We start from the raw sequence: 14,200 nt of genomic DNA, 5'->3' as shown, positions 1-14,200 counted from the left end.
CACCGGCGCACAAAGCACTACGGCTAAAAACAAAAAAAACCTTCATCCCTGTAAGGACGAAAGTCTGGCTTCCGCGGTACCACCTTATTTGACGCATGCGCGTCCCACTCGAATAACCCTTGTAACAGCAGGGCGCCGTTCAACTCGTCGTTGACCGTTCAGGGGCGGGTTCGATAAGGGCTTGAGGCAAATTCTTACAGCCGGGGAACTTGCTCTCTGGTCTCAAGCGGGCTTTCTACTATTCCCATCATTACGTTTGCTTTTCTTTTTAGAATATCACCGGACTTTATATTTGTAAAGCGGCGGCGTAAGGCGTGAGGTCTGCATCATTTTTTCGCTTCCTGCCGGAGGCTTTAATGGATCTTTCGAAAAGCATCGGCAAAAACCTTTACCAACCGGGGATCGTACAGGGTTCCGCTGCAGGATGCCAGTTCTTGAAGCGCTTGCGAGCCGGACATCTTTTTGCGGTACACCCGCTTGTTCGTCATCGCCGAGAAAGCGTCGGCAATCTGTAGGATGCGGCCTTCCAGCGGGGTACACTCACCGGGAATACCGTAAGGATAGCCGGTTCCGTCCCACCTCTCGTGGTGGTACTTGATCGCATACAGCGTTCCCTCGGAGAGAGGCATGCCGTGCAGCATGTTCATGCTCTCCGCCACATGGGACTTTACGGTTTCGTATTCTTCGGCGGTTAAAGGGGACGGTTTGGCCAAAATCTCTTGGGGTATTTTCAATTTCCCCACATCGTGCAGCCAGCCCGCGAGATTCAGCTCTTCCAGTCGTTCCTGGGGCAGGTTCAAAGCTTGCCCGAGCAGGACGGCGTACTCTGCGGTGCACTGCGAGTGGGCGTAGGTGTAAGCATCCTTGTCGGCCAGTACCTCCAGCAGCATCCGGCACCTGTCGCTGATCATCTCTTCCTCGAGGGCTGCCGCATCCTCTGCGGGGTGGACGCCCGATTTTATAAAACGGTTCAAATCCTTCTCAGCCTGCCTCGTCATCAGCTCAAAAGAGGTATCCGTATCCCCGGCAAAATGACAAAATGCGATGAAGACCGACAGACGGACGGAGGAGATCTCATTGTCGGTTTGGAACCAACGCTTCTCCAACCGTTTTTGAAGGCGCGCGCTGAACGCATTGGCCTCGTCAAAAGATGCGTCAGCCACCAGCAGTGCGAGCCGGTTTCCGTCTGTTCTGCACGTTGTTGTTCTATACTCGCCAGCTTCTTCCATAACAATATCCCCGGCTTGTGCAAGCACCCGTTCAACTGCCGCTGGATCAAGGAGCGGACACTTTTCTTCCAAACTCTTCAAGTCTATCAAAAAGAAGGTGAAAGTTTTACCGCCGGCGATCCGCTTTCCACCCGTTTTAAGCATAACATCCCAGTCACAATTTCCTTTAAAAGCTGCTTCAGCCTCAATAGCCTGCCGTCGTTCATACCGCTTCCAAAAGCAGACAATCAGCAGACGGACAGCGAGCACGGCTGCAGCACTTCCCACGAGTCCGATGACCAAGGGAAGAAGACCGATATCTGCGCAACCCAAAAGCGATCCGCAAATCAATGGCTACACCCGCCTCCAGCAAATGCTCATTTTACGTCTCTATAATGTATGAAGCATTGGATGGACTTGTTACAAGTCGGAGGGAGGCCCATGAAATAATCCCAAAAGGGAAGTTAAGGCTTCGATCAAAAAAAACAACAAAGTCGGCGGAAGTATTATCCTCACCTACGATGCTTGGATTAATTTATCTCATGATATTAGAAGATCATGGTTATTGCTTACGCAGTATCTGAAAATTAGTTTTTAACAAAAACGGGTAATTTCGGGATCAACCCTGGCAGCTTGTTCCGATCGAACAAATACATGATTATGCAGGATGTCTTTCTAACGGGGGACGTATAATTATTTATCGAAAATCTTGATTCCGCCTTGTCCCAAAAATACATTGTATATCGATGAGGTCCGGTATATAACTTTGAAAAGAGCTCAAGTAATCGAACCCGCTCCGCTGCACAAAAAAGCCGAGAGAACCGTAAGTTTTAACAGGTCGCCCGGCTTTTCTATTGGCATCAGCTAGCCTTGTTTAATTTTTTGCGGTATTCCACAGCCAGGCTCAGAATTAAAGTTCCAACAATAAGGAGCACTAAAAGCCAACCGCTTACTTGAGCGTCCAATCCGGCGGCAACGGCTAGATATGTAATGACGATAGATACCAGCAAACCCACTCCAAGCCACCAATCGTCGAAGATCAAACCAATTATTGTTTGCAATGCAGCTTTCATATTTTTTCACCTGCCGATCCGGTTGATGGTAACGCGGCAACCTTTTTATTTCTGCCGGACAATTGGTTTACGCAAAGGAAGGAAACCAGAAGCAGAACCGCGGTGATAATCAAAATTGACACGTCCGCATGCCACCACTCAACTCCTATGCCTTCTCCAACCCAGAACACGCCAAAAGCACTCAGCATCAGGCCCACAATAAATTTCATCGTATTCTCCGGAACCATGGCCAGAGGTTTTCTCAGCAAAATACCCGCGAGGACAACGATAACCAAGCCAATCAAACTGCCGGCTATGGCTGAAGAAAGCGAATTAGCGGCAGTGCCGAATGTAAGAACGATAAACACCGCCTCGATCCCTTCCAACAGCACAATATTAAACGAGGTGCTAAAGCCGAACCAATCCATTTTATTATGGGATTTGCCATGGCTGCGCTGCCGTTCAAGCTCTTCGGTATAGGCTTTTTCCTCCAAATGCAACGCTTTTAAACCGGAATAACGCAGTATGGCTTTCCGCAGCCAGCGCATGCCGAATAACATCATAAGAATGCCTATAACGAGCTGAAACAACTCAAGGCGGACCAGATTCATCAAAGGAACGCCAAACAAGGTCACCAAGCAGATGAGAAGGACCAGAGCAGCCGCCATGCCGGAAAGAGAGCTTTTCCAGCCTCTGACTACTCCCACGGCCAATACAATGGTGAGCGCCTCGATAAATTCAACCGCTGTGCCGAGCAAACTGGCGATAATTACGTAACTATTCATTTACCCTTATCCTCTCCTCTGCAATCTGTTCAGAATAAACGCTATAGAAGCCATTCCATTTAATGGTATTATTTACCTCCTGTAGTTAGTAGATTTTAGGAATATTTAATAAATGTACGGCTGTAGAGCTCGGTTATGATTAAACGGGGGCTGCCAAATAGAGATGGAAATAAAAACGGTTGCGAAGAGTGATTATGAAAAAGCGCATGCATATTGCGTGGAGGGGTTCATGCAGCCCTTAACAACTTGATTAATTAATCCGTGGGATTGGAACTAGTAGTTAAGGTGTAATTGCTGAAAAGGCCGGTTACTACAGGTTTCCTGCTTTACAGTTCATTGGGCGGCCTTCTGTTTGTGATCGGCAGTCCAGATCATTATTTTCATTTCCAGGCTGCCGCTGCTTTTATGATTCGGCTGAGTCTAAAATAACTGCAGCGTGCCGATCCGTTCGGCGGCTTCCTCCAGACGGGCTTCATCGGACAGCAGTCCCAATCTGACGTAGCCTTCCCCGGATTGTCCGAAGCCGATGCCGGGAGCGACCATGACATTCGCTTTTTGCAAAAGGAGATCGGCAAATTCAGCGGATGTAAACCGTTTGGGGACGGGAAGCCAGGCGAAGAACGATCCTTCGGAAGGTTTCGCCTCCCATCCGATTTTGTGCAGTGCATTGAAAAGCGCATCTCTTCTTGAGGCATAACGCTGGACCAAGTCGGCCACACAGTCCTGCGGTCCCGTCAGCGCGAGGGCGGCCGCCGCCTGAATCCCGCCGAACAGAGATACGTAATAATGGTCCTGCATCAAGTTGATCAAGCGGATGATCTCCGTATTGCCGAGCGCAAAGCCGACTCTCCAGCCGGCCATATTATAGGTTTTGGACAAGGTGTAGAATTCGACGCCGACTTCCTTGGCTCCGGGGAGCTGGAGGAACGACACCGGCTTGCTTTTGCCGAACCCGATCGCGCCGTAAGCGAAATCGCTGGCAACGATAATGCCGTGCTGCCCGGCAAAACGGACCGTTTCCTCGTAAAAAGCCGCCGGGGCGTTTACAGCGGTCGGATTGTTCGGATAATTGATGAACATAAGCTTCGCTTTCGCCAAGTCGGCAGGGGACAAAGCGGAATATTCGGGCAGGAAGCCGTTCGTCTCGCGAAGCGGCATATGCACCATTTCCGCGCCGGCCAGCGCTACGCCGGACCAATAATCCGGATAGCCGGGATCCGGCACGAGGCAGACATCCCCCGGATTCAGCAGGATTTGGCTGATCTCGATAAGCCCTGTTTTTCCTCCGAACAGGATGGCGACCTCGGTCTCCGGGTTCAGGTCGACATTGTAATCTTCTTTATAACGCCTCGCGATAGCCTCTTTAAGGAAAGAGTATCCGCTGAACGGGGAATATCGGTGAAACGCGGGATTTTCGGCTGCCTGCTGCAGCGCTTTTACGATATGAGGCGGCGTCGGCTGGTCGGGGTTGCCTTGTCCGAGGTTGATGACGTCATGTCCCTGGGCGACCCGCTCATTGACTTTCTTGACCAGGCCCGCAAAAAATTGCGAAGGCAGCCCCTGCATCCTGTGGGCGGGAATGACGGGCACCTGTGTATGTCTGGTTAGGGATTCAGGTTTCATTTACAACATCTCCATCGCTTTTTTCAAAATTAAAAATAATGTATCACGATTTAACGGGTATGTATAGCGTGGGGCCCTCGTTGATCACCCGTTTACAAATTTTAGAAAAATAGTAAAATTCATTTCATATAATGGTATTTAATTTCAAGTAATGGAACTTGAGAACAAGCGGAACTGAGGGAGCGCAGAAAGCATTGTACGCAGCGGTAGAATCGGTTATTCTGAATGAAATAGTTTTTTCGTTGGAAGGAGTCGTTAAAAATATGGCCGATCAGCCAGGTCAGCTTCATATCGCTTTGCTGCAGATGGATATCCGGGTGGGCGAGCCTGAAGCGAATTTTGCAAACTTGGAGCTTCTGCTGAACAAGGCTGTGTCCTCTGCGCGGAAGCCGGATGTGATTATGTTTCCGGAAATGTGGAATACCGGGTACGCGCTCGAGTATATCCAGCAGCTTGCCGATGTGAACGGGGAGAGGACGAAGGCGGCGCTTTCCGGGTTTGCGCGCGAGCATGGAGTGGTTATTATAGGAGGCTCCATAGCCGAGAAGAAAGCCGGTGTAGTGCTGAACACGATCTATGTGTTTGACCGTCAGGGTAATGAGGCAGCAGAGTATTCGAAGATTCATCTGTTCCGCCTGATGGACGAAGAGAAACATCTCGTGAGCGGAGACCGGGTAGGGGAATTCACCGTCGAGGGAGTACCCGCCGGAATGATGATCTGCTACGATATCCGTTTTCCCGAGCTGGCGAGAAGGCTGGCGCTGGTCGGGGCCAAGATCCTGTTTGTGCCTGCCGAATGGCCGCATCCGCGGCTTCACCACTGGCGTACGCTGCTGCAGGCGCGGGCGATCGAGAACCAAATGTACGTCGTCGCGTGCAACAGGGTCGGGGTAAGCGGCTCGACGGAATTTTTCGGACATTCGATGGTCATCGATCCTTGGGGAGAAGTCATCGCCGAGGGAGGCGAGTCGGAAGAGATAATCCACGCTTCAGTATCGTTGGATTTGGTCGATGAGGTGCGCACGAGAATCCCGGTGTTTGAAGACCGCAGGCCGCAGCTGTACTAAAAAGAACCAGTCAAAGTGGTCAGTTCTTGCTCCCCATGACTGCTTTCATCGTTTGTATGAAGGCTTCCGCGGCTTTGGACAGGTACCGTTCCTTGCGGTATCCGATGACCAGCGTCCGTGTGGGCCGTCCGGCCAGCGTCAGATTGACTGGGGATAATTCAGTGGAGATTCTTTTGGAAATAAGATAGGGAACGAAGGCAATGCCCATGCCGGCAGCGACCAATGACTGTACGGTTTCCATATTGCTGCTCTCAAACACGATGTTGGGCGTAAATCCGGCTTTTTGACAGAGCTCCAAAGTCAGCTTGCGCAGGCCTTGCCCTTTTTTCAGCGCTATAAAAGATTCCTCTTTCAACTGTCCAAGGTCGACAGGCTCCGATCGGTCTTGATGGCGGAAAGCCAGTGGATGCTGCGGGGGTACGGCCAAGATGATCTCTTCTTCGAGCAATGTCTCGTAAACCAAAGTTTCTTCCTGCATAGGCAGCTGTAAAAGACTGATGTCAGTCTGCCCGTTCGAGGTCAAAGCTTCCAGGTTTGCGGAGGTTTCCTCCACAAGCACGATGTCGATCTCCGGATAGGCCTTCTGGAACACGGGCAGAACGGAAGGCAGAATCGTCGATCCGGTGAGCGGCATAGAACCGACGACGAGCTTGCCTTTCTTCATTTGCGAGATGTCCTCCATCTCATTACGCAGTTGGTCCACCATATCGAGAATTTTTTGCGACCTTTCGACGAACAGTGTCCCGGCGTGGGTGAGCTCTACCGAGTTGGTCGTGCGCTGAAACAGCAGCAGCCCTATTTCTTTCTCCAGCTTGGAAAGCTGCTGGCTTAACGATGGCTGGGCGATATGAAGCTTTTCGGCGGCCCTGGAAAAATTTTTCTCTGCCGCGATCTGGATGGCGTACTGCAGCTGGCGAAGTTCCATGGGGTCTCCTTTCTTTTCTTATAGTTATAGACTATTAAAGCTATAGATATTATATCTTAGAACAATTAAATAAGAAATGTTAAGATGAATTAAAGTATAAACAAGCGTTCGAGACAATTTTTATTGGGGTGATTCAGGATGGCTAAAAAAACATTATACGAGAAAATTTGGGACCAGCACGTTATTTATCAAGAGGAAGGTAAGCCGGGCATCATTTATATCGATCTTCACCTTGTGCATGAAGTGACTTCTCCGCAAGCGTTTGAAGGGCTCCGTCTGTCGAACCGCAAGGTGCGCCGTCCGGATTTGACTTTTGCCACTATGGACCATAACGTTCCGACGAAAGACCGTTTCAACATCAAAGACCCGATTTCCAAGCAGCAGATCGATACGCTCTCCCAGAACTGCAAAGAGTTCGGAGTAACGCTGTACGACCTGAACAATATCGACCAAGGTGTCGTCCACGTGATGGGGCCTGAGATCGGACTCACCCACCCGGGCAAAACGATCGTCTGCGGCGACAGCCATACATCCACACACGGAGCTTTCGGCGCGCTGGCGTTCGGTATCGGAACAAGCGAAGTGGAGCACGTGCTGGCCACGCAATGTCTGCAGCAGGTGAAGTCCAAGACGATGGAAATCCGCGTAAAAGGCAGCTTGAAGCAGGGCGTGACGGCGAAGGACCTGATCCTCGGCATTATCGGGAAGTACGGCACGGATTTCGCTACAGGTTATGTGGCGGAATATACGGGCGACGCGATCCGCAATCTTTCGATGGAAGAGCGTATGACTGTCTGCAACATGTCGATCGAAGCGGGTGCGAGAGCGGGATTGATCGCGCCGGATGAAACGACGTTCAACTACCTTCGCGGCCGTGAATTCGTGCCTCAAGGAGCGGATTTCGATCAAGCGGTTGAGCAGTGGAAACAGCTGGTCACCGATGAAGGTGCGTCCTATGACACGGTTGTCGAGTTCGATGCGGACACTTTGATTCCGCAGATCACCTGGGGAACCAGTCCAGGCATGGGAACAAGCGTAACCGACCGGGTGCCTGCGCCGCAAAGCTTCGAGACGGAGAATGAGCGCAAAGCCGCCGAGAAAGCTTTGGAATATATGGGACTTACTCCGGGAACCCCGATGACGGAGCTGAAGGTCGACCGCGTGTTTATCGGCTCCTGCACTAACGGCCGTATCGAAGACTTGCGCGCAGCAGCGGCGGTCGCACAGGGCTACAAAGTGTCCCCTGCAGTGAACGCAATCGTGGTTCCCGGCTCCGGACGCGTCAAGATCCAGGCCGAGCGGGAGGGTCTGGACCGGATCTTCACTGAAGCCGGATTCGAATGGCGTGACGCCGGCTGCTCGATGTGCCTGGCGATGAATCCCGATGTACTCAGCCCGGGAGAACGCTGCGCATCCACATCCAACCGCAATTTCGAAGGCCGCCAGGGCCGGGGCGGACGGACTCACCTCGTGTCTCCGGCAATGGCTGCCGCAGCTGCGATTGCAGGACATTTTGTGGACGTAAGAGACTGGGAATTTAAAGCTTTGCAGGAAGCTTAATCTATAGGGCGAGGAGATCTGAATATGGAAGCATTTAAACAGCATACGGGCATCGTTGCTCCGGTGGACCGCGTGAACGTCGACACGGACGCCATCATTCCCAAGCAATTCCTGAAAAGAATCGAGCGTACGGGGTTCGGCCAGTTTCTTTTTTTTGAATGGAGATTTTTCGAGAACGGGGAAGAGAACCCGAGCTTTGAAATGAACAAGGACCGCTATGAAGGAGCCTCCGTGCTGATATCCAGAGCGAACTTCGGCTGCGGCTCCTCACGGGAGCATGCTCCTTGGGCCATTATGGACTACGGCTTTAAGGTGGTCATCGCGCCTTCTTATGCAGACATTTTCTACAATAACTGCTTCAAGAACGGCATTCTGCCGATCAAGCTTTCCGAGGAGCAGGTGGAAGAGCTGTTCCAGCTTACAGCGAAGCATGAGGGATACAAGCTGAATGTCGACCTGGAGAATAAAACGATCTCCGACGACTACGGCCTTAATATTTCCTTTGACCTTGACGAGCATCGCCGCCAGTTCCTGCTTCAAGGATTGGACGACATCGGATTGACGCTGCAGCAGGCGGACCTGATCGGCGAATACGAGGCGAAGCACGCCAAACGTTTGGCATACAAGTAAACTGCATGGATGCAAATCCCGGTACCGGTCGGTGCCGGGATTTTTGTGCTTCGCGATAATTTTTTGCTCCTTCGAGCTCATTTTTTTCGACAAAAAAAAGGACTTTTGCCCAAAAGTCCCGAATGGTATATGTATCATTCTGCTCCATTCGACCCAATCTATGAAAATGACGCTATATTATGCAACTTTTTCCGTATAATAGAGTCTAATAGATTATGTGCTGTCGAAAAGGGGGTTATGCGGTCCACTTCATGCTTATAAGGAAACTCCATATGCCTTTATGCCGCTTTGCCGAAGTTATCCTTGTCCGCCATTGTATACTATGAAATTGTTTTACAAGATTACTTTTTTTAGAGGTGAAAGATGAAGTTAAGGTTCGTTTCCACACTGTTATCGATGCTGCTCATCGCCCTTATGCTGCCAGCCTTGGCCTCCGCCGCTACTGCGGATTCCGCCGCCGGTGTTCCTTTATATTTCAACGGTAAATTATTGAAGCCTGAAGTCGCTCCGAGGATCATTAAGGATGTAACCATGGTGCCTGTCCGGATTATCGCCGAAGAGCTGGGCTCCAAGGTCGATTGGAATCAGGCCGCCCGCAAGGTCACCATCACCAGAGATTCGCTCAAAATCGAAATGGTCATCGATCAGCCTTCAGCCACGGTAAACGGAAGCAGGAACAATTTGGACGCCGCCCCTGTGCTTATTGCAGGCAATACTTTGCTGCCTGTCAGGTTTATCGCTGAGAATATGGGAATCGGTGTGAATTGGAACGACGTGAACCGCGCGGTCTACTTAAGCGACAAAAGCGTTATAGCCGACAAGCCCGCTCCGGCGCCAAATCCGGGAACGGTTCTGCCTCCTACGGGCCAGACCGACAAGCCGGCGGACAAGCCTTCCATGGACAGCCCCGTCACGGATGCCAATGGAAAGCCTGTGCCCGTTATCAATACGATTGACATGACTTCCTCTCAATTACTTATTAAAGCAGATTCAGGCGAATTGAAACCTAACGTGTTCTCGCTGCACGGTCCTGAACGGATTGTGATCGATATTCCGAATGCCACTGTAGACCCTTCGCTGTACAAAGATGCGGCAGCCAAGAGCGGAGAGACCGCATCCAAGAACGCATCCGTCAGCAATGTCCGCTACTCGCTGTACAATAATAATCCTTACACGGTCCGTATAGTGCTGGATATGAAAGACGCCATGGATCTGAAGTGGGAGTCCGGCTTGAACACAGCGGCCCTGGCGGCCGTGTTCCAAAAAGGCGCAAAGTACAAGGTCGTTCTCGATCCGGGCCACGGAGACCAGGATTCCGGCGCCAAAGCCGTCAACGGCCGCACCGAGAAAGAATTCAATCTGTCCATGGGACTGAAAGTGTATAACCTGCTTCAGCAGGAAGCCCAGATCCAGCCTTTCCTCACACGAAACGACGATACCTTTGTGCCTCTGGATGGCCGCGCCAAGTTTGCTAACGACCGCAACGCCGATGTTTATGTTTCCATTCACGCCAACAGCTGGCTCGCCTCATCGACTGGAACGGAAACATATTACTACAAGTCCGACAGCGCCCAGTTTGCTCAGATTATGCACAAGCACCTGACTGCAGCAACCGGACTGCCTGACCGCGGAGTGCGTCAAGAGCCTTTCCGTGTGGTAAAAATAACTAATATGCCCGCGATACTTTTGGAAGTGGGATATTTGTCCAACGCGCGGGATACCGCAGCATTGTTTGACGACGCATTCCAGAACAGGGTTGCCGCAGCCATCGTAGCTGGAATCAAAGAGCAGCTTAACATCCAGTAAGGTAGAAAAAAGGTGGTGCTTTCGATGCAAAAATATACGGTTCGCGGTTTATTGTTAACGGGAGCGGTTGCGCTGGCTTTGTCCGGCTGCGGCCAAAAGCCGGCCAGCGGAGGGCCGGTATCCCAAGGTACCCAAGGTTCGCAAAGCTCGCAATCGTCACAGCCTCCGGCATCCAGCCAGACGACGCAGCCTGCGCCACCCGCGCAGCAGAAGGACGTTCAGCCGGCTGCCCAGAAGGAGCAGATTCAAGCCAATATTAAAGCCTATTACGGCGATGAACAGGGCGAGAAGCTTGTGGAAAAAGAAGTTTCCATCCGTTACAAGGACGAGAAGGAGAAGTATACAACCGCTCTGTGGGCGTTAAAAAAGGCTCCGCAGAACAGCAAGCTGGTTCCTCTAGCCGACTCGCTGGGTTTTAAATCCGCAGTGCTGAAGGACAAGAAGCTGACTTTGGATATTACGGTTTCCGGAGAAGGCCGTCTCGGGGCCCCTGGAGAAAAGATGCTGCTGGAAGCGATCCAGAAAACTTTGTTCCAGTTCCCCGAGGTGGATTCCATCGATATTTTAGTGGACGGCAAGCCTGCGGATTCGCTCATGGGCCATATGGAGCTGCCTCATCCAATCAAGAGGTAATAAATCCCCCCGCAAAGTGCGTGATGCTTCGAAGCCAATTCCGGGTACTTTGCGGGGATCCCCTAAATTAACCCCACAAAGTGACGTGATGCTTCGAAGCCAATTCCGGGTACTTTGCGGGGATCCCCTAAATAATACGTTGGAGGAGTTATAGAGAGAGATGTACAAACCGAACACGATGATCACCATGGTTTCCGCTATTTTGGCTGGAAGCCTTCTTTTTGGCAGCAGCGCCTTTACGGCTTCAAGCTTTGCCGCCGAAACGTCCGCTAAAGCCGCTTCGCAAACGACAGCTGTTGCAGCCGCGGCTTCAACCAAGGTCAGAACCGGCTTTCCCGACGTTCCGCGCACCCATTGGGGGATTAAGCATATCTCCAAGCTTGCTATTTACGGGGTCGTGGAAGGATATGACAACGGCACCTTTAAGCCCGAGGAAAAGGTTTCCCAGCAAGATGTGCTGATAATGGCGGTCCGGATGATGGGACTGGAGGAAGAGGCGGGCAAGCAGAACGCGTCTGCTGTGCTGCCTTTTGCCGTGAGCGATTATGCCAAAAAATATGTGCTCTTGGCGGATGCCAAAGGGCTGATAGACCGCGGCGAGGAAGCCAAAAATACCGGAGGTCCTTCGTGGGGAGCGAAAGAAGCGTCCCGCGAGTGGGTAGCCAAGATTGTAATCCGGGCCATCAATAAGCAGGCTGAAGCACAGAAGCTGTCTTCTTCTCCAACGATTTTTACGGATAATAAGGATATTTCTGCCGGGGCGGTCGGGTTTATCAATGAAGCGGCGGCGCTGAATATAGTACAAGGCTTTGAAAAAGGAGATTTTCAACCTAAGGGTACGGTTACGCGCGCGCAGATGGCTGCTTTCTTGAACCGTGCGGAGCCCTACATGGAAATTAAAATGAATCGTTCGGCGAAAGGCTATATAGTCGGGTTGAGCGATAAGAAACTCGTGCTGCAGGACCTTGAAGGCCGTTTGACTGAATATGCGATCGGCTCAGACACTTCTTTTTTCTCGTCCAAAAGTGAAAAAGCCATCGCCCCGTCCTCGCTAAAGCAAACCTATGAGGTCAGCCTCGTGTCTGCCGGCGGAACCGCCTATTATGTGGAGGTCACTGACGATACCCAGAAGCTGGAAGTGTATGAAGGGGATTTATTCGATCTCAACGTCGGAAAATTGATAGCCTTGCTGAATGTGAACGGGGATTATGTCCCTTACGAGCTGTCTCCCAATGTCTCCGTAGTCGATTCGGAAGGTAAAGGATTGACTCTGGGAACGCTGATAAAAGGCAGCCAGGTGCAGTTTACAAAGAACAAGCTCATTAAGGATCCCAAAATCACCGGCATTATAGTAAAGAAAGCCCCTGTCACCAAAACCTCCGAAGGCACTGTGAAAATGCTGTCGCGCACCGATCTGGCGGTCCAGGAAACCTCCTCCGGAAATACGGAGTCCTTTCCCTTATCTTCCAAGCTGGTCATCGTGAACAAGGACAACGCGAATGTCGACTTCACGCAGCTCAGGACGGGAGACACCGTCGGCTACGAAATCGTCAACAACGAAGTGACCAAGATCGTGCAGAAAAAACAGGCTTCAGTTGTGAAGACCGTCCAAGGCAGTTTGAGCTCGGTCGATCCCAAGCAGAGGACCATTACCGTTTCTATGGACGGCAAGCTTGGAGCCTATTATCTGACGGATGCCGCCGAGGTGAGAATTTCAGGCCTTGCCACAGCCGGTTTATACGATCTGGAGCCGGATGACGCGGTCAAGCTGGATATTGTCGACGATAAGGTGACGGGAGTATCGGTGACGAATCGTGCGGTCTTGAGCTGCCAGTTCTCTACAATCCTGAACTACGACGCCAAGACCAAAGCTCTGACCGTGCAGGACGACAGCGGCAAATTAGGCGCCTATTTCGTAACCGACAGAACGGATATATACTATGGGGATGCCAAAGTGAACCTGGACACGTTCGGCACGCTGTTCAGAAACGGCAGCAAGATCGATTTCCAGGCTTCCAAGGATCGTATGATTAACCTGAAGCTGGCTTCCAGTGTGAGCGGATCGATTACGCAACTCAATCTGGCGACAAAGGAAATTACGATCAGGACGGCAAGCAGCCAGAACCTGACCTTTAAACTGGATTCGACCGTACCGGTAGAAATTCCGAACAAAGATACAGCGAGCCAATCCGATCTGAAAATTGGAGACAACGTGAAGCTCATGCTGAATTACGACCAATCTCTGCTGGCGCAGATTAAGGCGGTCAAGACAGGTTCTTATAAGGTTATGTACAAAAATTCCGCAAACAAACAGATCACCGTACAGGATTTTTCAGGCGCGTCCTTTGTTTATACTATTGCCGACTCTGTAAATGTGCTGAATCAGAATCAGACGAAAGGAACATTCGACTCCATTCCCGTGGAAGGTTTTGTCTCTATCGCCCAATCGGGCCAAACGATTGATTCCGTGAGCGTGCTGTCTTCTGTAAGAGGAAAAGTAAGCGGAGTGGACGCGGCTGGCGGAGTGGTCACGGTGAGTACAGGTTCGGTATCGGAAAATATTGCGGCAGGCGCCGCAGCAGCGGTAAAAGTGAACGGCTCCGCTTCGTCGCTCAGCGCCGTAAAGGTGAATGACCGGATCGAAGCTATCCGTAATCCGGACGGCAGCTGGACGCTGAACGTGTCCTCCGGATTAAAAAAGACGGTCTCAGCCTATGACTCCGTATTGAACCAGCTCAACGTGCTTCCTAACGGCAGCGACAAAACCGTGTACAATTTCGCCAAAACTGTGAGCATCCATAAAGGCGCCCAGAATCTGACGGCGGGCGACCTGGCGGTAAATGACGAAGTGATGATTTATCTGATCGACAATCTGATTGTGGAGATTGAAAAACTGTAAATCGGCTTCGCT

11 protein-coding genes are annotated in these 14,200 nt (G+C 51.2%); 6 read left to right on the top strand and 5 right to left on the bottom strand.

The features are described from left to right. Positions 1 to 353: 353 nt before the first annotated feature. The 4 genes from ACZ5N7_RS06970 to ACZ5N7_RS06955 form a co-directional block, all read right to left on the bottom strand. The gene (locus tag ACZ5N7_RS06970) at positions 354 to 1,559 is read right to left on the bottom strand and encodes an HD-GYP domain-containing protein (RefSeq protein ID WP_464658384.1); all 1,206 of its coding nucleotides are present in this window, start codon (positions 1,557 to 1,559) and stop codon (positions 354 to 356) included. A gap of 509 nt (positions 1,560 to 2,068) precedes the next feature. Further along, entirely contained in the window at positions 2,069 to 2,281 is a 213-nt protein-coding gene (locus ACZ5N7_RS06965) for a hypothetical protein (protein WP_464658383.1), read from the bottom strand. Beyond that, positions 2,278 to 3,045: a COG4280 domain-containing protein gene (locus ACZ5N7_RS06960; protein WP_464658382.1), complete on the bottom strand. Its 768-nt coding sequence runs from the start codon at positions 3,043 to 3,045 to the stop codon at positions 2,278 to 2,280. Before ACZ5N7_RS06960 ends, ACZ5N7_RS06965 begins: the two co-directional genes overlap by 4 nt. 420 nt (positions 3,046 to 3,465) lie before the next feature. Next, positions 3,466 to 4,668 carry an aminotransferase class I/II-fold pyridoxal phosphate-dependent enzyme gene (locus tag ACZ5N7_RS06955; protein ID WP_464658381.1) on the bottom strand — a complete coding sequence of 401 codons (1,203 nt, stop codon included), beginning with the start codon at positions 4,666 to 4,668 and terminating at the stop codon, positions 3,466 to 3,468. A gap of 263 nt (positions 4,669 to 4,931) precedes the next feature. Here ACZ5N7_RS06955 and ACZ5N7_RS06950 point away from each other — a divergent pair, with 263 nt between their 5' ends. After that, the gene (locus ACZ5N7_RS06950; protein ID WP_464658380.1) at positions 4,932 to 5,735 is read left to right on the top strand and encodes a carbon-nitrogen family hydrolase; all 804 of its coding nucleotides are present in this window, start codon (positions 4,932 to 4,934) and stop codon (positions 5,733 to 5,735) included. Between the two features lie 19 nt (positions 5,736 to 5,754). Here ACZ5N7_RS06950 and ACZ5N7_RS06945 read toward each other — a convergent pair whose 3' ends face one another. Then, positions 5,755 to 6,660: a LysR family transcriptional regulator gene (locus ACZ5N7_RS06945; RefSeq protein ID WP_464658379.1), complete on the bottom strand. Its 906-nt coding sequence runs from the start codon at positions 6,658 to 6,660 to the stop codon at positions 5,755 to 5,757. Positions 6,661 to 6,798: 138 nt separating this feature from the next. Between ACZ5N7_RS06945 and leuC the strand changes: the two genes are divergently transcribed. The 5 genes from leuC to ACZ5N7_RS06920 all read left to right on the top strand — a co-directional run bounded on the left by leuC (position 6,799) and on the right by ACZ5N7_RS06920 (position 14,188). Beyond that, entirely contained in the window at positions 6,799 to 8,220 is a 1,422-nt protein-coding gene (gene leuC / locus ACZ5N7_RS06940) for a 3-isopropylmalate dehydratase large subunit (RefSeq protein WP_464658378.1), read from the top strand. A gap of 24 nt (positions 8,221 to 8,244) precedes the next feature. Continuing rightward, positions 8,245 to 8,850, top strand: coding sequence for a 3-isopropylmalate dehydratase small subunit (leuD, locus tag ACZ5N7_RS06935; protein ID WP_464658377.1), 606 nt, complete (start codon positions 8,245 to 8,247; stop codon positions 8,848 to 8,850). 363 nt (positions 8,851 to 9,213) lie between these two features. Next, entirely contained in the window at positions 9,214 to 10,656 is a 1,443-nt protein-coding gene (locus ACZ5N7_RS06930; RefSeq protein ID WP_464658376.1) for an N-acetylmuramoyl-L-alanine amidase, read from the top strand. Positions 10,657 to 10,680: 24 nt separating this feature from the next. Then, on the top strand, positions 10,681 to 11,289 hold the full coding sequence (locus ACZ5N7_RS06925) for a GerMN domain-containing protein (RefSeq protein WP_464658375.1): 609 nt from the start codon (positions 10,681 to 10,683) through the stop codon (positions 11,287 to 11,289). A gap of 160 nt (positions 11,290 to 11,449) precedes the next feature. Next, complete coding sequence (locus ACZ5N7_RS06920; RefSeq protein WP_464658374.1) at positions 11,450 to 14,188, top strand: S-layer homology domain-containing protein; 2,739 nt, start codon at positions 11,450 to 11,452, stop codon at positions 14,186 to 14,188. Positions 14,189 to 14,200 lie beyond the last annotated feature (12 nt).

This window comes from Paenibacillus sp. JCM 18996, assembly GCF_055392555.1.
Note: the sequence above shows the minus strand (reverse complement) of the source record. Positions and strands in the feature narration are given on the sequence as shown.